This window comes from Mycobacterium sp. AZCC_0083, assembly GCF_014202335.1.
Lineage (GTDB): Bacteria > Actinomycetota > Actinomycetes > Mycobacteriales > Mycobacteriaceae > Mycobacterium.
Genome location: NZ_JACHGP010000006.1, coordinates 445474 through 467240, shown reverse-complemented (window position 1 = coordinate 467240; position 21767 = coordinate 445474). Strand labels below are relative to the sequence as shown.

The 21767-nt window shown below is 65.1% G+C and carries 23 protein-coding genes; 15 read left to right on the top strand and 8 right to left on the bottom strand.

The genetic code is table 11. The annotated features are described in order from the left end of the window. The first annotated feature begins 1 nt into the window (after position 1). Genes HNP02_RS17775 through HNP02_RS17740 form a run of 8 tightly spaced genes read left to right on the top strand, consistent with a single transcriptional unit; the run spans position 2 to position 8523 of the window. Positions 2-1516, top strand: a complete 1515-nt coding sequence (locus tag HNP02_RS17775; protein WP_184440735.1) for an MlaD family protein — start codon at positions 2-4, stop codon at positions 1514-1516. Then, positions 1513-2553, top strand: a complete 1041-nt coding sequence (locus HNP02_RS17770) for an MCE family protein (protein WP_184440733.1) — start codon at positions 1513-1515, stop codon at positions 2551-2553. The genes HNP02_RS17775 and HNP02_RS17770 overlap by 4 nt, the downstream gene beginning before the upstream one ends. A 5-nt stretch (positions 2554-2558) precedes the next feature. Then, on the top strand, positions 2559-3584 hold the full coding sequence (locus HNP02_RS17765) for an MCE family protein (RefSeq protein WP_184440731.1): 1026 nt from the start codon (positions 2559-2561) through the stop codon (positions 3582-3584). After that, on the top strand, positions 3581-4690 hold the full coding sequence (locus tag HNP02_RS17760; protein ID WP_184440729.1) for an MCE family protein: 1110 nt from the start codon (positions 3581-3583) through the stop codon (positions 4688-4690). Before HNP02_RS17765 ends, HNP02_RS17760 begins: the two co-directional genes overlap by 4 nt. 56 nt (positions 4691-4746) lie before the next feature. Next, positions 4747-5808: an MCE family protein gene (locus HNP02_RS17755; RefSeq protein WP_255506606.1), complete on the top strand. Its 1062-nt coding sequence runs from the start codon at positions 4747-4749 to the stop codon at positions 5806-5808. Beyond that, entirely contained in the window at positions 5805-7073 is a 1269-nt protein-coding gene (locus HNP02_RS17750) for an MlaD family protein (protein ID WP_184440724.1), read from the top strand. The genes HNP02_RS17755 and HNP02_RS17750 overlap by 4 nt, the downstream gene beginning before the upstream one ends. Before the next feature lie 10 nt (positions 7074-7083). After that, complete coding sequence (locus tag HNP02_RS17745; protein ID WP_255506605.1) at positions 7084-7743, top strand: Mce protein; 660 nt, start codon at positions 7084-7086, stop codon at positions 7741-7743. A 57-nt stretch (positions 7744-7800) separates the two neighbouring features. Further along, positions 7801-8523 (top strand): DUF3298 domain-containing protein, encoded by a 723-nt coding sequence (locus HNP02_RS17740; RefSeq protein WP_309241596.1) that lies wholly within the window; start codon positions 7801-7803, stop codon positions 8521-8523. 9 nt (positions 8524-8532) lie between these two features. On the opposite strand, the gene HNP02_RS17735 is transcribed toward HNP02_RS17740, so the two are convergent. Further along, a complete protein-coding gene (locus tag HNP02_RS17735) occupies positions 8533-8838 on the bottom strand; it encodes a hypothetical protein (RefSeq protein ID WP_184440859.1) in 306 nt (101 codons plus the stop codon). A gap of 74 nt (positions 8839-8912) precedes the next feature. On the opposite strand from HNP02_RS17735, the gene HNP02_RS17730 reads away from it, so the two are divergent. Both HNP02_RS17730 and HNP02_RS17725 read left to right on the top strand, forming a co-directional pair. Further along, a complete protein-coding gene (locus tag HNP02_RS17730; protein ID WP_255506649.1) occupies positions 8913-9659 on the top strand; it encodes a class I SAM-dependent methyltransferase in 747 nt (248 codons plus the stop codon). Between the two features lie 76 nt (positions 9660-9735). Beyond that, on the top strand, positions 9736-9996 hold the full coding sequence (locus tag HNP02_RS17725; protein WP_184440720.1) for a hypothetical protein: 261 nt from the start codon (positions 9736-9738) through the stop codon (positions 9994-9996). Positions 9997-10153: 157 nt separating this feature from the next. On the opposite strand, the gene HNP02_RS17720 is transcribed toward HNP02_RS17725, so the two are convergent. Then, the gene (locus HNP02_RS17720; protein WP_184440718.1) at positions 10154-10762 is read right to left on the bottom strand and encodes a TetR/AcrR family transcriptional regulator; all 609 of its coding nucleotides are present in this window, start codon (positions 10760-10762) and stop codon (positions 10154-10156) included. A 25-nt stretch (positions 10763-10787) separates the two neighbouring features. Continuing rightward, the gene (locus HNP02_RS17715) at positions 10788-11834 is read right to left on the bottom strand and encodes a TIGR03857 family LLM class F420-dependent oxidoreductase (RefSeq protein ID WP_184440716.1); all 1047 of its coding nucleotides are present in this window, start codon (positions 11832-11834) and stop codon (positions 10788-10790) included. 91 nt (positions 11835-11925) lie between these two features. Here HNP02_RS17715 and HNP02_RS17710 point away from each other — a divergent pair, with 91 nt between their 5' ends. Continuing rightward, positions 11926-12975: a phosphotransferase family protein gene (locus HNP02_RS17710; protein ID WP_184440714.1), complete on the top strand. Its 1050-nt coding sequence runs from the start codon at positions 11926-11928 to the stop codon at positions 12973-12975. Between the two features lie 74 nt (positions 12976-13049). On the opposite strand, the gene HNP02_RS17705 is transcribed toward HNP02_RS17710, so the two are convergent. From HNP02_RS17705 to HNP02_RS17695, 3 genes are all read right to left on the bottom strand, one after another. Continuing rightward, positions 13050-13616 (bottom strand): YceI family protein, encoded by a 567-nt coding sequence (locus HNP02_RS17705; RefSeq protein WP_184440712.1) that lies wholly within the window; start codon positions 13614-13616, stop codon positions 13050-13052. Between the two features lie 140 nt (positions 13617-13756). Further along, complete coding sequence (locus HNP02_RS17700) at positions 13757-14383, bottom strand: TetR/AcrR family transcriptional regulator (RefSeq protein WP_184440710.1); 627 nt, start codon at positions 14381-14383, stop codon at positions 13757-13759. Positions 14384-14487: 104 nt separating this feature from the next. Further along, positions 14488-15114: a VOC family protein gene (locus HNP02_RS17695; protein ID WP_184440708.1), complete on the bottom strand. Its 627-nt coding sequence runs from the start codon at positions 15112-15114 to the stop codon at positions 14488-14490. A 112-nt stretch (positions 15115-15226) separates the two neighbouring features. On the opposite strand from HNP02_RS17695, the gene HNP02_RS17690 reads away from it, so the two are divergent. Continuing rightward, positions 15227-15763, top strand: a complete 537-nt coding sequence (locus HNP02_RS17690) for a carboxymuconolactone decarboxylase family protein (RefSeq protein ID WP_184440706.1) — start codon at positions 15227-15229, stop codon at positions 15761-15763. Positions 15764-15797: 34 nt separating this feature from the next. On the opposite strand, the gene HNP02_RS17685 is transcribed toward HNP02_RS17690, so the two are convergent. Next, entirely contained in the window at positions 15798-17804 is a 2007-nt protein-coding gene (locus HNP02_RS17685) for an NAD(P)/FAD-dependent oxidoreductase (protein ID WP_184440704.1), read from the bottom strand. A gap of 128 nt (positions 17805-17932) precedes the next feature. Beyond that, entirely contained in the window at positions 17933-18340 is a 408-nt protein-coding gene (locus HNP02_RS17680; protein ID WP_184440702.1) for a nuclear transport factor 2 family protein, read from the bottom strand. A gap of 135 nt (positions 18341-18475) precedes the next feature. Between HNP02_RS17680 and HNP02_RS17675 the strand changes: the two genes are divergently transcribed. The 3 genes from HNP02_RS17675 to HNP02_RS17665 all read left to right on the top strand — a co-directional run bounded on the left by HNP02_RS17675 (position 18476) and on the right by HNP02_RS17665 (position 21736). Further along, positions 18476-19594 carry a nitronate monooxygenase gene (locus HNP02_RS17675; protein WP_184440701.1) on the top strand — a complete coding sequence of 373 codons (1119 nt, stop codon included), beginning with the start codon at positions 18476-18478 and terminating at the stop codon, positions 19592-19594. Positions 19595-19695: 101 nt separating this feature from the next. Then, complete coding sequence (locus HNP02_RS17670) at positions 19696-21246, top strand: acetolactate synthase large subunit (protein ID WP_184440849.1); 1551 nt, start codon at positions 19696-19698, stop codon at positions 21244-21246. Between the two features lie 73 nt (positions 21247-21319). After that, entirely contained in the window at positions 21320-21736 is a 417-nt protein-coding gene (locus tag HNP02_RS17665) for an aldehyde dehydrogenase family protein (protein ID WP_184440691.1), read from the top strand. The last annotated feature ends 31 nt before the right edge of the window (positions 21737-21767 follow it).

Here is a 21767-nt window from a genome sequence, read left to right as displayed (position 1 = left end):
GATGCCGAACTCCTTCGACTACGACTCTCGCAGCCCGTCCAACCGTCAGCTATTCGTAGCGGGCGTGTGCTTCGTGCTGGTCACGGCCGTCATCGTCGCGCTGCTTACCGCGAAATCCGAAGGCAAGCTGGACAGACTGGTGCGGGTCAGCGCCGAGTTGGTCAATGTCGGCGACGGTCTGCCGGCCAAATCGGACGTCAAGTTCCGTGGTGTTCTGGTGGGGTTCGTGACCGATGTCGTTCCCGCCGGGACTGGACGGCCGAACATCGTCCACATGAACCTCATGCCCGAGTACGCCCGTGGTATCCCCAACACCGTTACCGCGCGGGTGGTGCCGTCGAACGTCTTCGCGGTGTCGTCGGTGCAACTGGTGGGCAATGGACAGGGTTCGACCCCATTGCGGTCGGGCACGGTGATCCCCGCGGATCAGAGCATGCCGACGGTGCTATTCCAAACCACGTTGAACAAGGTCCGCGAGCTGCTGACCGCCGTGGGCCGTGAGCCCACCGGTGACAGTATCGGGATGCTGGCCACCCTGGGTGAGGCCACACACGGTCGCGGCGACCGAATGCTCGACGCTGGACGTGACCTGAATGAGATTGTGACGCAACTGAATACCGTGGTTGCCAGCGATACCGGCCCGTCCACGATTTCCGCCCTGACCGACGCCGCGAACGGCTTGCGGGACGTCGCACCCGACCTTTTCGACGCACTTGGTAGCGCGGTAAAGCCGATGCAGACCCTCGCCGAGAAGCGATCGGCGTTGTCCAATTTCGTGTCTGCTGGTCTCGGCACGGTCGGCACGCTGGCCGATGCCTTCGACCATCAGACCGACAAACTCATCAACATCACCACCCAAATGACACCAGTGGTGGGCGTCCTTGCCGATAATCGCGGCCAGTTCCAGCCGATCTTCACTCGGATGCAACGCCTCGGCAACAAGTTCTACGACGAGGCGTGGAACCAGGAGAAAAGCCAGTTCACCATCAAAGCGGTCGTGTCGTTTACCCCAACTCGGACGTACATTCGCCAAGACTGCCCCCGCTACGGCGAAATGGCCGGCCCGAGTTGTCAGACCGCGCCGGAAGTGCCGACCGCCCCGGCGTTGTTCCCTGCACTCGGGTCTCGGGGATACCCGCCAACTCCGGGCCTCACCGAGAACAGAACCAACCTGGCGCCGCCACGCAATTCGGTACCGGCACCCGACCCCGGCTCTCCCCCAACGCAAGACAGTCCACCCGGCCCGCCGGCCGAGTTGCCGGCCGCGCCGCCAGCCGACACGCCCCTGCTCCCGGCCGAGTCGCCTCCGCCCGCTGAACCCACTCCGCCTGCCAGTGTCCAGCCACAATCGATTGTCATCGGCGGAAATGTCGGACCGGTGGGCAGCCCTCAGGAGAACGACCAACTGAGCCGCATCGTGGGCGGTGAAGCCAACGCGGCCACTCAGTTGCTGTTGGGACCGGTCGCGCGCGGCGCGACGGTGCGCATCGCTCCGGATCCAGGAGGGGGACAATGAATTACCGCAAGCCGTTGATCGGCCTGACCCTGTTCGTGGTCATGGCAATCGTGCTTACTTGGATGGTCTTCGTCACGCTACGGCGTGAGATCGCGGGTCCGACGAACACCTATTCGGCGACGTTCACCGATATTTCCGGAATGCATCCCGGCGATGACGTTCGGGTTGCCGGGATTCGAGTCGGCCGGGTTGACAGCGTCGACCTGGAGGGCACCCTGGCCAAGGTCACCTTCAGAGTGCAAAAGGATCAAGTGCTCTACAGCAACACCATCGCGTCGGTGACCTATCAGAACATCATCGGTCAACGTTACCTGGGACTGTCGCCAGGCCCGGCGGGAGACCAAAAACCGCTTGCGGACCGAGGCCAGATACCGCTGGAACACACTGAACCGTCCTTCGATATCGCCTATCTGCTCAACGGATTCGAGCCGCTCCTCACGTTGTTGGACCCCCAGCAGGTGGACAACCTCACGAACGGGATCATCCAGGCGCTGCAGGGGGATTCCGGCTCGGTACTGACGCTGATCACCCAAACATCCGCATTGACTGAGTCATTCGCCGGACCCGACCAAATCCTTGGCGAGCTCATCACGAACCTCAACGACGTGGTGACCAACCTCGCGGGGCAGAACGCCAACCTGCAGACCGTCATCGGGCACACCCGGGATGTGATGGTCGGTCTGGGGAACCGCCGGGCCGAGTTGGTGGCGTCCGTGGGTTCCATCAACGCGACCGTGGGGCGGCTGGCGACGATCACGTCCAACGTGTATCCCGATGTGCAAGAACTCATCCGGCGGGAACCGGGTTTCACCGCTCACCTCGCAGGCGACGGTCGGAACCGGATTGCCTTCATGGGGGCGAACCTTCCATTTCTCCTCAAGGGCCTTGCCCGAGTCACTCAGGAGGGCAGCTACATCGACGCATATGGATGCGACGTCACCAGCACCATGTTCGCCTTCCTCGGCAGGCTGATTCCCAGCGTCGTCCAACGGGCGACACCAGGTGGTGTCGCCCAACACTCTCCGATATGCAGGTAGGTGCGATGTTCGTTCACTTCAAACGCCCGGTTGAGGCGTACAACAAGATTTGGCTCGGGACCGTCTCGTTGGCAGTCGTTGCGGCCGTCGTGGCGGGCGTCCTCTTGATCGGCTCGCTCTCCCTGGGCCAGACCCGATACCGGGCCGATTTCGCCCAGGCCGCCTCGATCCGCCCGGGCGACCAGGTCACCGTCGCGGGGATCTCAGTGGGCGCGGTCGACAAACTGGCACTCACTGGTGACCACGTGACCGTTGCATTCAATATCCGCAACGACGTTCACCTCGGCAGCGACACCCGCGCCGCCATCAAACTAACCACGATTCTGGGGTCCCGGTATGTCGAGTTGTCTCCGGCTGGCAGCGGCGACCTCAACGACCGGATGATCCCGTTGGCGAACACATCGGTGCCCTATGATTTGCAGAAGACACTGGCCGATGCGACGACCACCTTCGAACAGGTCGATGCCGATCGTATCGCCGAATCGATGGCGGTTCTTTCTCGAAGCCTCGACGGGGTCCCCGAAGCGTTGCCGCAAGCATTGGACAACCTCAAGTCGCTATCCGCCGTCATCTCCAGCCGACGCCAGCAGATCGGCACCTTGCTGACCAGTGCCGACAGCGTCACAACGATGATCCGGGATCAGCACGCCAATCTCGGGTCATTGGTGTTGCAGGGCCGCGACTTGATCGGCGAGCTCGTTGCCCGCCGCGCCGCGGTGCAGCGGCTCTTCGCCAGTACGACTGCGCTGGTCGACGTGATCAAGTCGATCGTGTCCGACGAGCCAGCCCTCAACGAAACCCTGGCCGCGCTAAGGGATTTCTTGCGCATGGTCGGTGAGCACGACGCGCTGCTTCGTAACGTCTTGCAGGCGTTGCCCGTGCCCATGCGCAATTTCGCCAACGCCACTGGCAGCGGGACTGCGATCGACATGAACATGCCGGCCGGCACCATGTTCGACTCGTGGATGTGCGCGATCAGCGGACGGGCCACGCAGTTCAACCTGCCCGAGTACTTCAAGGACTGCAAATGAGCCGCAAACTTGGGCGAACCGTTGCCGTGCTGCTGATCGTCGTGGCTGGGTTGGCCGTTGCGGCCTTCACCCTGATCCCACGCAGCGCGGACCAGCCGATGACGGTGACGGCTCAGTTCGAGGACAGCGTTGGACTGTACGAGGGCAACGCGGTCTCGGTGCTGGGAATGCCGGTCGGAAAAGTGACCAGCATCGTTGCCAAGGACAGCTACGTCGAGGTCAAGCTCGCGATCGACAAGGGTTTCGATGTACCTGCCAATGTTTCAGCCGTCACGGTATCGACATCGATTCTGACCGATCGCCATATCGAGCTCACACCGGTCTACCGCGGCGGACCGAAGTTGAGGAACGGGGATGTATTGAGCCTGGCCCGTACCCGCACACCGGTCGAGTTCGACCGAACGCTCGCGATGGTCGACAAACTGTCGCGCTCCCTGAGCGGAGACGATCAGGGTCACGGGCCGCTGGCGGGCCTCATCGATATCGGCGACAAGGTCACGTCTGGCAACGGCCCGAACATCAAGACCACCCTCGATCAGCTGTCCCAGGCACTGCGGCTGAGCGCCGACAACGGCGCCGGCAGCAAGAAGGACATCCAGGCGATCGTCGCCAATCTCGCGGACTTGACGCAAGCTGCTGCCGACAACGATGCCGCCATCCGCGAATTCGTGTCGAACATCCGCCAACTCAGCGACATCCTGGCCGATGAAGACTTCGGCGCGGGGACCACCGGCACGAAGATCAATGAGATTCTCGCTCAAGCCACTTCGCTGCTGGACCACAACCGCGAGGGCCTGAAGGGCACCGTTACCGATGCCCAGGCAATCACCACGACGGTCAACGACTACCGCCGCGAATTGGCGGAATTCTTCGATGTGACACCGCTGGCCATCGACAACGTCTACAACGCAATCGACGCCAACGCCGGCAGTCTGCGCGTGCACGCATTGGCCGACAAGATTCTCTTCGACGGTCAGATGGCAAAGGAACTGTGCAACCTCATCGGGGACAAACAGCTGGGGTGTTCGACCGGCACAATTCAGGACTACGGACCAGACTTCGGCGTCACCGGCATGCTCGAACTGATGGCGGGCGTTCAGCGATGAGGGCCGGCCGACGCGCCACGCGCCGCCGTGGCTTTCGAGGTGGCATCGCGGCCGCAATGATCGTGCTGCTCGCCGGATGCGCGACCGGTTTGGAGAGTTTGCCGCTGCCGGCCCCCGGGGTCACCGCCGACAGCTACACGTTGACCGCCGCATTCTCAAACGCGTTGAATTTGCCGGCCAAGGCGAGGGTCAAGCTCAACGGCGCCGACATCGGTGAAGTCGAATCGTTCCGAGCGAAGGACTTTACCGCGTACGTGACGATGCGGATCAACGCCACTATTCCGTTGAGGGTTGGCAGCACCGCCGAGTTGCGCTCGGCCACCCCGCTCGGCGACCTCTTCGTCGCGATCCGACCCGCTCCGGACCAGGCTCCCAACGCGGCGCTCCTGCACGACGGAGACGCGATCCCCTTGAGTTCGACCTCTGCTGCCGCAACCGTCGAAGAACTGCTCAGCGCGGCGGCGCTACTGGTCAACGGGGGTGCAATCCGGCAGCTGACGTCCATCGTCAACGGTGCGGGCACGGCGATGGGCGGACGCGGCGCGAAGATCGCCACGCTCCTGCAACAGTCCAACACGTTGATCTCTCGGCTGAACGCGCGGTCGGCACAGATCGAGACGGCGGTGCGCGGTACATCGGCGCTGGCCACCACGCTTTCCGCGCGCCAGAACACGCTCAACGAGGCCCTCGCTGCCGCCGGGCCAGCGACAAGCGTCATCGCCGACAACACCGCGCAGCTGGCCGACCTGGTGGATTCGGTCGCGCGCATCACCAGCCAACTCTCCCGGTTCCCGTCCTTGCAAGGGACCGACACCCGCAGTTTGATCGCCGATCTCAACCACCTGTCGGCGGTGTTCAACGATGTCAGTCTCGACCCCAATCTCTCGTTGACGGCGTTCAACAAGCTGATCGGGATCATGATGAAGACCACCAACGCAACGGCGGCGCACGCCAACGGGGACTTTGCGCAGCTCGCGTTCGGTTCCCTACCTGACATGAACTATCCCGGTGATCCTGAGTTTCACGGGCCTGACGGCACCGATTATCACGCGATGATCGGGAGTCTGAGATATCAGTGGAATCTGTTGCTAAACAAAGCGTTTGGACCCGGGCGATGACGGCGTCACCGAACCCGCTCGAAAGGGCCGCGCGACTCATCGTCGACTGCGTCCGCGCGGTGACACGACGCCGCGTCGCGGTGGCATGTATTGGCTTGGTCCTGACCTTGATCGCCGCGGCGGGCTATGTCACGTTCGGGTCGCTTCGCGTCAACCCGGCGCGTTCCACCATCGCCGTGCGGGTGTTGTTACCCGAGTCGGGTGGGCTTCTCGCCAACCAAGACGTCACCCTGCGCGGTACACCGATCGGCCGCGTCGAATCGGTCAGCTTTACCGACACCGGTGTGGTGGCGGTAGCCGCCATCGATGCCGACGTGCGGATCCCGCAGGACAGCCTCGTGCGCGTCTCGGCCCTGTCGCCGGCCGGCGAACAGTACCTGGATTTCCGGCCGCAGGACGACCACGCACCGGCCCTGACCGACGGCAGTGCCGTCGGCGAGCACCAGACCACCATTCCAGTGTCGTTGGCGCATCTACTCGGTGACGCCGACGGTGCGCTGGCTCAGCTGGATCCCGCGAAGCTCGCAGCCATCACCGATGAACTCCGCGTCGGACGCCAGGGTCCGCAGAAGCTGGCGGCGCTGCTCGACGGGGGCACCTTCTTGATCTCCACCCTTGATTCCGTGCTGCCACAAACCGTTAGCGTGCTGAAGAACAGCCAGATCGTCTTGACCACACTGGCCGACGTCAATCCCGGGCTCCGGCACACCACGCAGAATTTGCGGCAAATCTTGCGCGGTGTGAATGCCATGGACGGCGGTTTTCGGACCCTGCTCGACCGTGGCAGCGCACCGATGACCGCGCTGGACAACGTCATCGCCGACAATTCCGAGACCATGTCCCAACTGCTGGGCAATCTGACCACGATCGCACAACTGTCGTATGTCCGGGTCCCGGCCCTGCAGGCGCTCTTCCCCACCACTCGCGGGTCGATGCTCGACGCGGTCGCCAGCATGATCCGCGATGGTGGCGCGTGGTCGATCGTGGACATCTACCCGCGCTACAGCTGCGACTACAACCTTCCGCGGCGACCACCCTCGACACCCGATTTCCCCGAGCCCTACCGCTACACCTACTGCGCCAACCCCGATCCCGCCGTTCTGATTCGCGGCGCCCGCAACGCGCCGCGCCCCCCCGGCGATGACACCGCGGGGCCGCCGCAGGGCTACGACCCACTCGCGCACACCGACCCAACACCGGTGGGTCCCAACTCAATACCGACGCCATACGGGGGACCTCAGCTCCCCGCAACACCACCGAATTAGGACGGCCAACATGGAGATGAAGGTTTTCAAGCCCACGAACGGCAGTAGCGACGTCTTCGACATGCTCCGCCTGCGCGACGATCTCCCAGACATCGAGGAAGCGAATAGCGCAGCAGACGACGAGGCCGCGGAGGCGACCGAGGACGCGCTGGACGACGCCCACGAGACCCCAGCAGTGTCACGGTCCCGTCGTCTGCTGCGCAGAGGCATCGTCGTGGCGGCCGGCATTCTCTTCGTGGCGGCGCTGGGAATGTCGGGGTTCCTGGGCTGGCAACTCAAACAGGAACACGACACCGCCGCCGCCGGCCGCGCCGCGCTGGCGGTAGCGCAGAGCTATGCCGTCACGTTGACCAGCGTCGACACCAAGGACATCGACCACAATTTTGCCCAGGTGCTCGATGGCGCCACCGGAGAATTCAAAGACATGTACAGCCAGTCGGCCACCCAACTACGACAAGTCCTGATCGACAACAAAGCAGTGAGCCATGGCACCGTGGTCGACGCGGCCATCAAATCGACCACGAAGACCAAAGTCGAAGTGCTGCTCTTCGTCGACCAATCAATCAGCAACGTCGTGAATCCCGAGCCCCGGATCGACCGCAACAGAGTCGAGATGACCATGGAACTCATCGACAATCGCTGGCTGGCCAGCAAACTCGACATCCAATAACGTCGTGACCGCGACCGAGTGCTTACCCGTGATTGCCGGCTCGCCGTGGGGGCAGGCGTGAAGCTTGCGAATATCGGCCGCATCACGCTGATGGCAGTCGCAACCACTTTCTTGTGGTCTGCGGGCGATGCTCACGCCGACTCCGTGTCGAATGGTGTCAGCTACTCCGTGGTGCCGGATCTGCTGGCTGGCGGGAGCCCAAATGGTTTGGGGGACTGGACTGTTCAATATCAACGAATCGCGGGTGGCGACCAGGAAATCACAGACGCGATCAACGGTATCCTCGAAGACGAGGCCCATGGCCAGGGTTGGTTGCACGTAGCCAGCGCAAGTAAGACCAACCATTGGACGTTCCACACAACCGGCACGCTGGACTTCCGTCCAATCACTATTTCCGAGGTATTTCTTGGCGAGTACAACACCGACATGCCAAACATGCCTTTTCAGACGGTGGCGACGCGAGTGTTCGACGCTCGCAGCGGTGTCCAGATCGTCTGGGACAATTTGTTCCGGGACGAACGCGTCGGCCTCGCTCGGCTGTCTGAACTGACGAAAGCGATTCTGCCGACCGCATATCCGCCGCCACTGGGCGGTTGGGAGCAGTACAGCGCCGGCTTGGCTCCCACCGACATAAACTTCAAATACTGGGTTCCGAGGACCGGCGGTGTTGAATTGCACTTTCCTGACTATCAATTCGGTCGCGGACTTCACACGATCACCATTCCGTGGACAGCGGTAAGCGACCTCTTTGCCCCGGAGTTCCTGCCCATCATCGAGTAGTCCGCCTACTCAACCCTCAAGGCGGCGGCCGCTGCGCCGCAATGCGTTCGAGAGTCGTGTCGTGCAGTTGCGGGAGACGCCATGCAAGGCTTGACGGACAAGGTTTTCATCGTTACGGATGTTGTCCAGGTTTACGGTCTGATTGACGAAGAGCAGCACCACGGCTTGGTTCTCCGACACCGACGCCGCCGCGGGGACGGTGGCCGCCGCAGACACCTGCCTTTCCTTCGCTCCGGGGACGACGACGTCGCGGGTATGCGGAATGAAGCCCCATGCGAGCGTGCGATTCTGTTTCGCAGAATGTGGGCGCAGCACCGCACCGCACCGACCGAGCTGCGAAGTACGCTGCGAGAGTGACGACTCCAGGGACCTTCACTCCGCCCCCCGAAATGTACGACAAGCTCTACCGCGGCGAGCCCACCTTCGCAGGGGCGCCGCCACCGACCGCGATTCCCTGGGACATCGCCCAGGCGCAGCCCCGGCTAATGGAACTCGAAGCGCTCGGTGCCATCACCGGCGACGTGCTCGACATCGGCTGCGGCCTCGGCGACAACGCCATTTTCCTTGCCTCCCGGGGACATTCGGTGACCGCGCTCGACGGGTCTGCCGCCGCGATCGAGCAGGCCCGCGGCCGGGCTGCCGAGGCCGAAGTGACGGTGACCTTCGGCGTCGCCGACGCAACGGACCTGACCGGGTACGACGGACGGTTCGACACGGTGATCGACAGCGCGCTGTATCACTGCCTCGACGACGAAGCCCGCCTGGCATACGCGGCCGCCCTGCACAGGTCGACGCGACCCGGCGCCCGCTGGTACATCTACTGTTTTTCCGACCGCAGTGTCAACGGCATCATCGCGTCGATGGGTGCCGTGCCGGAGTCGAACATCCGTAGCACGCTCACCGCGAACGGGTGGCGAATCAACTTCCTCGGCCCGACGACTTACCTGGGCAATGGCGCCGCGCTCAGCGGTGGTGTGGACGAAATCCCGGCACCGATCCGGGAACAAATGGCCCCCGAACAGCTCGAACAGATGCGGGACGTAACCGGCCGGTACGCCACGATTGCTCCGCTGCTGGGTGGCGACAGGGTGCTGCACATGCCCTTCATGGTGGTGCACGCCGAGCGCGTCGACTGAGGGGGTCGCCAACTTTCGCGCGCCCTCAACTAAGCGAAACTCCGTCGAGCCAAACGTCTTTCAGAGTTCGACATCGATGCTGCAGCCGCCATTCAGCCTGCCCAACTGGCCAACCTGGCCTCTGGGGCGCTATCTCAAGGCCAGCGAGCCGGTCGTGCTGCCCGGTGACAGCGGCACTGGCACAACCCATTTGCTCATCGGTCTCGGCGCCCACATCCTCGAAACCCAGATGTCAAACGGAGAGATCGACTTGGCTGTCGGCACGAATATCCCGAACCCTGTCACGGCGCACCAAAACGGTCGCCTACTGGACTGCGACCGGTTTGGTCGTAGCTGAGCTAGCTCGGCGCGGCTGCACTACTTGCACGGCGGTTTCCTTTTCTAAAGGAGTGGGCCTACGCTGGCGCGTTCTGGTCGCCGACACCGACGCCTCGGCGGGGACAGTGGCCACCGCAGACACCTGTTTCGCTGCTCTCGTCCCCGACCGCGGGATGTCAGTGATCGGCCTCGATGTCGTCGAGTGCGGCCTGGAGGAGTCGGCTGGGGTCGGTCTGGTCGCCGTCAAGCAAGTACAGGTAGGCCGAGCCGATGGTGAGGGCCAGGAGCTCTCTGGCCTTGTTCTCGGGGTGGACCGAGAGCCGGATGGAACCATCACCGATGCCTTCGGCGACGTGCGCCCGGAAGTTCCGTTCGACCTCCCCTAGCCACACCGTCATGCGCGGCTGGAGCTCGGGGATCGACGTGGCGGCTTCGAGGTTCAGGACGAAGACCGCTCGCAGGAAGACGGACGATTCGTCGGCGAGCTCCTTGAGTGCGTGCGCTGACGCGCGCAGTCGAGCGAGCCCAGTGTTGGCCGACGGCACCGAAGCACTCAGAAGACGTCGCTGGTAATCACTGGCGAGGATGTCGGCGATCAGTCCGGCCTTCGAGCCGAAGCGCACCCGGACCATCTCCCGGCTGTAGCCGGCCCGCTCGGCGATCTGGGCTGCGGTCGTCCGGTGGTAACCCTGCTCGGCCACGAGCTGGGCAGCCGCTTCGAGCAGGCGATGGGTGGACTGGTCGACCCGTTCGGCTTGCGTCGGCCGTTGGAACGAAGCGGGCATTCCTCGATTCTGCCCGCCGGATCCCCTACGGGCTGGTTTGGCCCTCGCGGTAGGCGGTGACGACGGGGGCCAGTTCGCTGGGCGTGGCGCCGTGCAGGATCACGGCGTCGGCACCGAGGGCACGTTGGCCGCGGATGGCACGGGCGCACGCCTCGGGTATGCCCGTTGCAGCGGGCGCGAGCCACTCCTCGGGGATGAGTGTGGCGATGTGCTCGAGTTGGTCGGTCGTGGCGTGCCCGTCGATCGAAGCGGTGAAGCCAGCAACGAGCGGGTCGGCGCGGAAGCGGGCCAGTACCACCGGGTCCCAGCCGTTGGTTTCGACGAGCAGGTCGCCGTATGCCTGTAGGTAGGTGGCGAGCCGGCCGACGGACTTCTTGAGCCGCAGCGGCTCGGGGATGTGGTCACCGATCGTGGCGAAGCAGGACCACACCCGCACGTCGTCCGGGTCGCGGCCGGCGTCGGCGGCCGCGTCCTTCACGATCCCGACACAACGAGCCAAGGTCTCATCGGCGAAGTACGTATGCAAGATGACGTCGTCGAACAATCGGCCGCCGAGGGCGAGCGAGTTGGGACCGAACGCCACCAGGCCGAGCGGGATGGTCTCGTCGAACCCTGGATCGAGCCGAAGCAACGGATAGGACCCGGCTGGTCCGTTGTGGCCGATGATCGCCTCTCCCTTCCACAGACGGCGCATCAGGCCGACGAAGTCCTCGAGCTGGGCGGTGGTGATGCGGGACAGCCCCATGGCGTCAAGAAGGAGTGGGATACCGCGACCGAGGCCAAGCGTGAAGCGCCCCCCGGTCATGCGGTGCATCGTCGTGGCGTAGGAGGCGGTCACGATCGGATGCCGACTGTTGTGGTTGGTGGCCGCGGTGATGATGCGCAGACGACTGGAGACCGCAGCGGCGGCGCCCGAGAGGGTCACCGCCTCCTTGAGGTCGAACCGCTCGGAGATGAAGAGAGCGCCGAGACCGAGATCCTCAGCGTCGCGAACCTCGTCGATGAGCGCGCGGGGAGACTCCGGCGCGCCGCCCAAGACATAGAAGCCGAGTTCGGGTAGTAGCTCCTGCATCCCGTCAGCCTATGCAGATAGTTGCGGATCCGCAAATAAACGCACTACTGTCACACGCATGGGTTCAGTGGCCGCGAGTTCGTCTGCGTCGATGCCGTTTTCGATTGGGGAGGTGACGCCCGAGTGGCTGACTGCAGTGCTGCGAGCCGACGGTGCGCTCGCCTCCGAGGGCACCGTGACGGGAGTCGCCGCCGAGCAGATCGCCGTTGGCACCGGCTTCCTGTCCGACTTGTTTCGTCTACGTCTGCAAGGCGACGGGCCCGAGAGCCTCATCCTCAAAATTCCTGCGACGTCCGCGCTGTACCGGGCCACGGCCAAGGGCGCCAACGTGTACCAGCGCGAGGTCGTGTTCTACCGGGACCTGGCAAGGTCCTGCCCGCTGCGAACGCCACGTGCGTATTACGCGGAGTTCGAGGAGTCCGGCGCGATGGTGCTCCTCCTCGAAGATCTCGGCCTCCTCGAAGCACCCGACCATCTCGAGGGCCTGCAACTCGGTCGGGCCGGCCAGGTGATCGATTCCCTTGCCGAATTCCACGCTTGGGGAGCTTCGCCCAACCGTCCACCCCTGGATCCAGCAGTCTTTCCCGCAGTGGTCGACCAAGTCGGACAACTCGGCTCCGTCATCCCGCTCGGGTGGGAGATCTATCTCGCCAACCGCAGACAGGACCACCCGCCCGCCGTCGACCGATTGATTGAACGCCTGCCCGATCTGACCCTCGAGCTGGCGGCTTCGCTGACAGATCCGGCCTGCCTCGCGCACGGCGACCTGCGGGTCGACAACCTGTTCTTCGACGGCAACGAAGTAGCCGTCGTCGATTTTCAGTTCTGCACGCGGGCCAGCGGCATCTACGACGTCGCCTACTTCCTCTCCCAGGGCCTGGACACGACCGTCCGTCGCGGACACGACCGCGACTTGGTCGGCCGATATGTCCGCGCACTCGGCTCCGCCGGGCTCGTCATCGATGATGACACCGCTTGGGAGCAGTATCTGCGGGCCACTGCCCTCCTGGTGGTGTTCCCGCTGGGCGCAATCCTGGGCTGGCCCACGCTCGGCGAGCGAGCGCGAGATCTCGTCCTCACGCTCATCGAACGATGGGTGGCCGCGGCAGTCGACGTCGACGCCACGACGCTGGCGTCATGAGGACGCGCCGAGAAGGAGGTCGTGTGGCAATGACGCGAGCTGGATGACGTTGGCCGCGGTCGCGAACGGCGCCGTCAGCTGGCTGGCTCGAGCAGCTCGAAGTCGAGCTCGACCTTCACCACCTCGCCGAGCATGACGGCACTGACCCCGGGCGGCAGCTGGACATCGATGCCGAAGTCCTTGCGGCGGACCTCCATCGTGGCCTCGAAGCCGGCGTGGCGCGGCCCGCCCGGGAAGCTCTCGATGCCGCCGAACTCGACGGCGAGGACGGTCGGACGGGTGACCTCGCCGATCGTCAGCTCGCCGTCGACCCGGTACTCCGAGCCTGCGCCGGTCACCCGAGTGGAACGGAACACCATGGTCGGACGCTTCGCGACATCGAGGAGGGCAGGTGACAAAGCGTTCTTGTCACGGTCGGCGTTGGCCGTGTCGATCGATGCGACGTCGACGGTTGCGGTGAGGGTGGTCGTGTCGAGTGTGTCGCCGACGACGATCTCGGCGTCGAAGCGGTTGAAGCGCCCCCGCACCTTGGACACGCCGAGGTGCCGGATGGCGAACCCGACGAACGAGTGGTGGGGGTCGACCGCCCACCGGCCGGGGGCCAAGGGCAGCGAGACGACGTTGGTTGATGCGGTGGTCATACCTGGAACGCTCCTCGACGGTGGCGGGACGGAAAGGCGACCGGTGCCAGCCGGCCCCCCGACGGCGTTGAGCAAGGGCGCCCGATACATGCAAGTTACAGCATTACGCCAGTCACTAGCAATAGATTGTTGATCGCATCTTACTCGGCGGACGCGGCGACGAAACCCCGGACGAGGTCGATGATGCGATCGACTGCATCTTCGGCCGAGCTGGGCAGGTCGCCGGTCCGCACTACATAGTCGCGATACCAGTTGGCGGCGAGGATGCAGGAGGCGGCGAGCAGGTACGGTCGACCGTCGCGTGCTGGGTCAACGGCCATGCGGTCGGCGATGGCCAGAGCTACCCCCTCGATCAGTGCCTCGCGAACGGCGAGTCCTTGGGCCCGGACACTGGGGGAGGACTTGGTGAGCTGGGCGCGGTGGCGCTCGTTGTCGACGTCGACCATCAGATTCGCCGCGAGGTCCTTGAGGCCCGTGCGCATCGTCTCGAGCAGGGGCAGCTCGGCCGGCTGGGCGCGGACGGCGTCGCCGAGGTGTCCGGTCCAGTCGCCGAGGTCCGAGAAGATCACCGCCTCCTTGGAGCCGAAGTGGCGGTAGAACGTGGAGGGGTCGACATCGGCGCGATCCGCGATGTCGTTCACGGTGACGGCGTCGAAACCCCGTTCGGCAAAGAGCTCGAGCGCGACTGCCGCCAGGCCATTTCGCGTCTCGAGGCGCTTGCGGTCACGCCGACCGAGCACAGGGCGGACATAGGCATTCTCGGGCACTGCGGGCTCCCGCCTCAAAGGGGACTTGTAAATGTTAGTCCCTCGCAGAGTCGAGTCGCTGCCGACTTTGGCGAGCCGGTCGCTTTGCGGCGTAACCGGCGGGGTCAAGTTCCGGAAGGACTGGTCGCGTATTGGTCGCGACCAATCGTCATCAGCTCGGCGAGCGGCATTCCGGCCTCGTAGCCAGCCAGCAGGTCCTCAGGGTCGAAGGGCCAGCCGACCGGATTGACGGCGAACTCCGGGCTGTGGATCCACTCGTCGGCCAGCTCCATCGGCATCGCCTCGACCATCATCTCGTTCTTGTGGCCGTCAGGATCCGCATAGTAGATGCTCACCGTCGCACCGTGATTCATGCAGTACACCGGCTTGAAGCCCGCCGCCTTGGCCCGCACGTACATGCCGAGGAGCGCCCCCATTGACTCGAAGACGAACGCGAGGTGCTCGAGGCCCGGGGCCACGGCGACGTCCACCCCGACGGCGCCGGTGGCGTCGGCGACGCGGAGGCCCTCGCCCGCGCTCTTGTCGGCCAGCTCGGGCACGGCGACGAACGCGAGGCGGTGGTGCTCCTCGTCATAGGTGATCGCAGCCCCGTAGGGGCGCTGGTCGAAGACCATCCGGGCATTGAGCAGCAACTCGTAGTGGCGGATCGTCTCGTCCAGATGGGCGGTGCGCAGCACCGCGTGGGCCAGCTTGTAGGGCGCGACCGGCTCGGTCGGCAGGGTCCTAGCCATGGGGGCTCCTCGGGTGGATGGCCATTGGTGCGTGGGGCGATTTGCCCACTATATGCAAGTTACATGGTTACGCAAGTTGCTTGCAATACCCAGTTCCTTGTACCGTCAGCCTATGACCGGACCGCGCATCGCACCCTTGCCTGCCGACCAGCTAGAGGCGGAGCACGCCGACCTCGTCGACAGGATCAACCGTGACGGGACCGGGGCGAGCAACGTCGTAACCACGCTCCTGCGCCACCCTCAGCTGTTCCGCCTGTGGGCGCCGCTGTCGGGTGGGCTCCTCTACGGTTCGCTTCTCCCCCACCGTGACCGCGAGCTGCTCATCCTGCGCACCGCCTCGAACTGCCACGCGCAATACGAGTGGGCCCACCACGTCGCGCTCGGCAAACAGGCTGGCCTAACCGACGAGGAGATCGAACGCGTCCGCAACGGACCGACCGACGCGAGCTGGAGCGGCGAGGACGCCGTCCTTCTGACCGCGGCCGACGAGCTCCACCACGACAGCCACATCAGCGACACGACGTGGGCCGCGCTTGCAGCTCGCTATGACGAAAAGCAGCTGATCGAGCTGCCGATCCTGGTGGGCCAGTACCACGTGGTCGCCTTCAGCCTGAACTCCTTCGGCGTCGAGCTCGAACCCGGCTTCTGAGCTCGAACTCGGCTTCTGACGCCGAACCGCACGTTCACTGCACGACGAGGTCGTGGCCGAACTGTGGCACGACGGCGCAGTCGGTGGCCGTCTCACCAGCGGCCTGCCGCTCAGAAGCAGTACGGGCATTTTCCGGGTTGCGGAGCCACCGCCACATCTTCCGTATGTCGAAGGGAAGGTTGCCTGCTGACCGCCCGTGTTCGTTCTTGAAGTAGTTCTGCGCGCGGGGGTCGGTATACATCTTGGTGGCCTCCACGCGATCCAGTTCGTCGTTGTATCGCCGGTACGCGTCCATGGTCACCTCCACCATCGACTGGTTCTCGTCGGTGGCCAGGTGTGCGAGGCACCCGAGGATGAATCTGGTCACCATCTCCTCGACATCGACGATTCCGAGGCCCCCGGTGGCGTTGGTGTTCGGCCCGTAGAGCATGAAGAAATTGGGGAACCCCGGCAGCATCGTTCCGAGGTAGGCGCGGGCACCATCCTTCTGCCACAGCTCCTCGACGCGCCTGCCGCCGCGTCCGCGCACCTCCATGGGCCACAGGAAGTCGTTCGCCTTGAAGCCCGTCGCAAAGACGATGGCATCGACCGGGCATGTGCCTACGCCGTCGACCTCGATCGCCGTCGGCGAGATGCGTCGGATCGGATCCGTCACCAGTGTGACGTCGGGTCTCAGCAGCGCGTCATAGATGCTGTTCTTGTCGTCGATCAGCACCGGTCGTGAGGACATCGGCGGCGCGGTAGGCAGCATCCTGTCGACGAGTTCGGGGCGATCGGCGAACTTCTTGCGCAGAAACTCGAGGCGGCCCTCACGCAGCCGGTGGTTCCACTCGCTCCTGGTGTGCGGATCGTCGAACGCCGGGTCGATCTCGAATGCGCGCATCATGCCTTGCGGGCCGAAGGGCCAGCTGGACCGGAAGCGCATGAAGTTGGTGTGGAACGGCAGGTTACGGTCCAGCCAGCTCACCTGCGGGGGGAAGGTGGCCAGGTATCCGGGAACCGCGAAACACCAACTGGGCGTGCGTTGGAAGACATAGAGGTGGCCGGTCGACTTCGCCAGTTCGGGCACCAGTTGGTAACCAGTGCAGCCGGTGCCGATAACCGCGACGTGCTTGCCGGTGAGGTCGGCGCCCTGAGGCCAGCGGGCGGTGTGGAAGGTGGAGCCGGCGAATTCGTCGAGCCCCTCGATGTCGGGAACGTTGGGGCGCGAGAGGAATCCCACTGCGCTGATCACCGCGTTCGCTCGCCAAAGACAGGGTCCATCGGGACCTTCCGCCCGGATCTCCCAGACCGCGTCGTCCTCGTTCCAGATCATCGAGGTGACCTCGGTGTCGAACTCGATGTGCTTGCGGACGTCGAAGTGATCGGCGACCCAGTTGAAGTACTTCTCATTGGCCGCCTGCTCTGAGAAGGCACCGGGGAGTTCGAAGTCGACGCCGTAAATATGGGTGTAGGCGCGGCTGGGTGAATCGACCCTGGCGCCGGGATAGCGGTTCTCGTACCACGTCCCCCCCACCGCGGAGTTCTTCTCGAGAAGGGTGAACGGAATTCCGGCATGTTTCAACTGGACGGCGGCATTGAGCCCGCCCATACCGGCGCCGATCACCGCGACCGAGAACTGTTGGAGTCGTTCTGGGGAGGGCTGCTGCTCGTGCCAGGCGTGACCCCGCGCCCACGGGTCCAAAGCCAGTTGCTCGAGCCACATTTCGATTTCGGTGTCGGGGATGTCGACTCCAGCGGCCAGGCTCAGGCTGCGTTGCAGGCGCGTCTGTGGGCCGATGGAGATGTCACCGGCCCCGCGGTCACGGTAGGACTTCAAGAACTCTGCTGCTTTGGACTGAATCAGCGCCCACGCCGCCGGACTGGCCGGCATGTGCGCCTCGAGGAAACCAAGCTGTACTGACGTGACTTCGGTGGCTTGCAGGCTCTCATCGCCCGTGAGTTGATAGAGGAGACCGCGCAGCACCATGGGGTCGGCGTACTTCACCGCGTCGTCGATCATCTCATCGGTCGCGTCGAGCAATTCGGGCCGTTCGGTCATCTGTGCACCGCTCCTGTCGGGTTCGCGTTCAGGTGCCACGGGCGAGGGCGGTTGGCCGACGGTCACGGACGCTTCTCGTCGCCGTCGCGGCGGGCCGCACCCACAGTCGTCTGAAAGAGCTGCACGGGCTATGCCGGCGGCGCGTCGAGGACGGGTGTGATCGTGCGGGACGCGAGGCGCCAGCCTTCCGGCGTCCGTGCCCAGCGGTCGGCGAAGTCGGCGATCGTGCGCGTGGTGACCTCCGCGCCCTCGTCTTGGCGATGAACGCACATCACGAACGCGATGTCTACGGCATCGCCATCGACGGCGAGGACCCGCAGGCCGCTCCACTGATGCCGCGTCTCATACGACGCCGCGACCCGGGCGGTCATCATCTTCTCGAACTGCTCCAGGTCAAGGTCGACCCCTGGCCCGTGCAGCGCGAACCCTTGGGCGCATAACTTCGGCACGCGATCGGCCTCGCCGTGGTCAACCCACGCGAAGGTGTCGCTGAGCAGCTGCTCGATTTCCTTGCGCTCTGACGGTTCGACCAACATGCAAGTCAACCTACGTGCGCAAGTAACTTGCAGTCAACAGTTACTTGCACAATCATCACTGAGTGCCGGCCCGACACCATCTTCGACGGAGGACCACATGACACGACACCTCGCAATCGGCCAAGGGCTCCCGCTGTGAAGCCAGCCATCTGTGAGAAGTTCGGTATCGATTTCCCGCTCTTCGCGTTCAGTCACTGCCGCGATGTCGTTGCGGCAGTGACGAATGCCGGCGGATTCGGCGTGCTCGGCGCGGTCGCGTACACCCCGGACCAGCTCGAGCAGGAGCTGTCCTGGATCGACGAGCACGTGCACGGCAAGTCGTACGGCGCCGACATCATCGTGCCGGGGAAGTTCGAGGGCAAGGGCGAGAAACTTTCCCGCGACCAGCTGGCCGAGCGGATCCCGGACGACTATCGACGCTTCGTCGCCGAACTACTGGCCCGCCACGACATCGACACCGAGCAGACTGCGCGGGTCGGCGCGCCGGCACTGACCGGTGACAGCGGCCGCGCGCTGCTGGACGTGGCGATGAGCCATCCCATCAAGTTGATCGCCAACGCGCTCGGTGTGCCGCCGGACTACATGATCGAGGCGGGCAATGAACACGGGGTGTGCGTGGCTGCATTGGTCGGAGCCAAGGAGCACGCGATCAAGCAGGTCAACGTCGGCGTGGACCTGCTCGTCGCACAGGGCACCGAAGCCGGCGGACACTGTGGCGAGGTCACGACCATGGTTCTGATTCCCGAAGTTCTGGAAGCCATCGGCGACGCCATCCCGGTCCTCGCCGCTGGCGGCATCGTCACCGGAAGGCAGATGGCCGCCGCGGTCGCGATGGGCGCGGCCGGCGCATGGACGGGCTCGGTGTGGCTCACCACCGAGGAAGCCGAAACCGCGCCGCACACCGTCGAAAGGATGCTCGCCGCGACCTCACGCGACACCATCCGTTCGGCCGGACGCACCGGAAAACCGTCTCGGCAATTGGTGTCGGAATGGACCGATGCCTGGCAGCCTCACGAGGGCGGTAAGCAGCCGCTGGCGCTGCCGCTGCAGTCAATGATCAGCGAGCCCGCGCTGCGCCGCATCGACGCGTTGGCCGCCAGAGGTCATCCCGGCGCGAAGGCGTTGGCCACATACTGGGTCGGGCAGGGCGTCGGCTTGATGAACAAGGAGATGCCGGCCCGCGACGTGGTGATGGCGTTCATCGAGGACTACCTCGCCGCCACGGAGCGACTGAGTAACTCGCTGCCGGAGTAGCCAATCGGTGGAGGTGGGGCGCACCGAGCTCCACGACATCTTCGCCCCGGGCAGGCGCTCGGCGGCACCATCTTCGACGAGGACGACACATGACGCAAAACATGAACGGTGCCCAAGCCCTGATCCGCACGCTCGTCGACTGCGGCGTCGACACGTGCTTCATGAACCCGGGTACTTCGGAGATGCACTTCGTCGCCGCCCTCGATGCCGTGCCCGAAATGCGCAGCGTGCTAGCGCTCTTCGAGGGCGTCGCCACCGGGGCGGCTGACGGCTACGGCCGCATGACGGGGGGCCCGGCCGCCACGTTGCTGCACCTCGGGCCGGGGTTGGGCAACGGCCTCGCCAACCTCCACAACGCCCGCAAGGCCCGCACGCCGATCGTCAACATCGTCGGTGATCACGCCACGTACCACAAGCAGTACGACGCCCAGCTCGAGTCCGACATCGAGACGGTGGCACGCAACGTGTCGACGTTCATCCGCTGGTCGGCCAAGCCCGACGAGGTTGGCGGTGACGCGGCCGAGGCCGTCTCCGTGGCCAGCGGCCCGCCGGGCCAAGTAGCCACGCTCGTGCTGCCCGCCGATGTGTCGTGGTCGGAGGGCGGCGTGCCCGGCCGGCTGTCCGCTCCGACGCGTCTGGAGTCGCCCGACGACGCAGCGATCGCCGAGGTCGCCGCCGCGCTGCAATCGGGTGAGCCCGCCTGCGTCTTCGTGGGCGGACGGGCGTGTCGAGCCGAGCCGCTGGCCCAGGCGTCGGGCATCGCCGCCGCCACCGGCGCCAAGCTGCTGTGTGAGACGTTCCCCGCGCGGCTCGAACGCGGCGCGGGGCGGGCGCCGGTCGACCGCCTCGCCTACCTCGCCGAGTTGGCGGCGATGCAGCTCGACGGCCTACGCCATATCGTGCTCGTCGACGCCAGAGCGCCGGTCTCGTTCTTCGCCTACCCGGGCAAGGCCAGCGACCTGGTTCCAGAGGGCTGCCGCATCCACGTGCTCGCCCCGCCCGACGGCGACCTCGCCACCGCGCTGGCCATGCTCGCCGAACGCGTCGGGGCTTCGACGGCACCCGTGCAACAAGCAGCCGTCCCCGGGCTGCCGACCGGCACACTCACCGCCGACGCCGTCTGCGCCGCGCTCGCAGCGTTGATGCCCGAGGGCGCGATCGTCTCCGACGAGGGCAACACCTCGGGGCTGTCGGCCGCGGGATACTCCGCGGGCTCGCCCCCGCACGACTGGCTGTGCCTCACCGGCGGCGCCATCGGCCAAGGACTCCCAGTAGCGGTCGGCGCAGCCGTCGCGTGCCCCGACCGCAGGGTGATCGCGCTCGAGTCCGACGGCAGCGCGCTCTACACCATGCAGTCGTGGTGGACGATGGCCCGCGAGAACCTCGACGTCACCACCATCCTGTTCAACAACCGGTCCTACGCGATACTCAACATGGAGCTGGGCCGGGTCGGTGCCGGGGCCGGCGGCCCCAGAGCCAAGGCAATGCTCGACCTGTCCCGCCCCGACATGGACTTCACCGCCATCGCCAAGGGCCTCGGTGTCAACGCCACCAGGGCCACGACTGCCGATGAATTCGTCGACCAGCTCGGCCGCGCCCTCGCCACTCCGGGCCCCACCGTCATCGAAGCGATGGTCCCCTCGATCCTCTGACTCGCGCCAAACGGATGAGCGCCGCAGATCGCGCTTCGTCCCAGTCTTCCGAACCCGCTGAAAGGGACTTGCCATGCGGAATTACACCAAGAACTACATCGATGGACAATGGGTCGATTCGTCTGGGAGCAGGGTCCACGAAGTGGTAGATCCAGCCACCGAGGAAGTGATCGGCAGCGTGGCGCTGGGCGGCGCCGTTGACGTGGACCGCGCCGTGACAGCCGCTTACCGGGCGTTCGCTACCTACTCGAGGACGTCCCGCGAGGAACGGATGGCGCTGCTCAAGCGGATCTGCGCCGAATACGAGCGCCGCTCGCCCGAGCTCGCGGAGGCCGTCATCGCCAGCGGGACCGACTTGTTCGATCCCACCGTTCCCTTTGGCGGGCACAAGAAGTCCGGCAACGGCAGGGAGTGGGGCGAATACGGCTTCGAGGCATTCCTCGAGCCGGTGTCACTGGTGGGATACCACCCCGCGCCTGTCACCCCATAGACGGCATGGTGGCCGACCTGTGGCCTTCGGG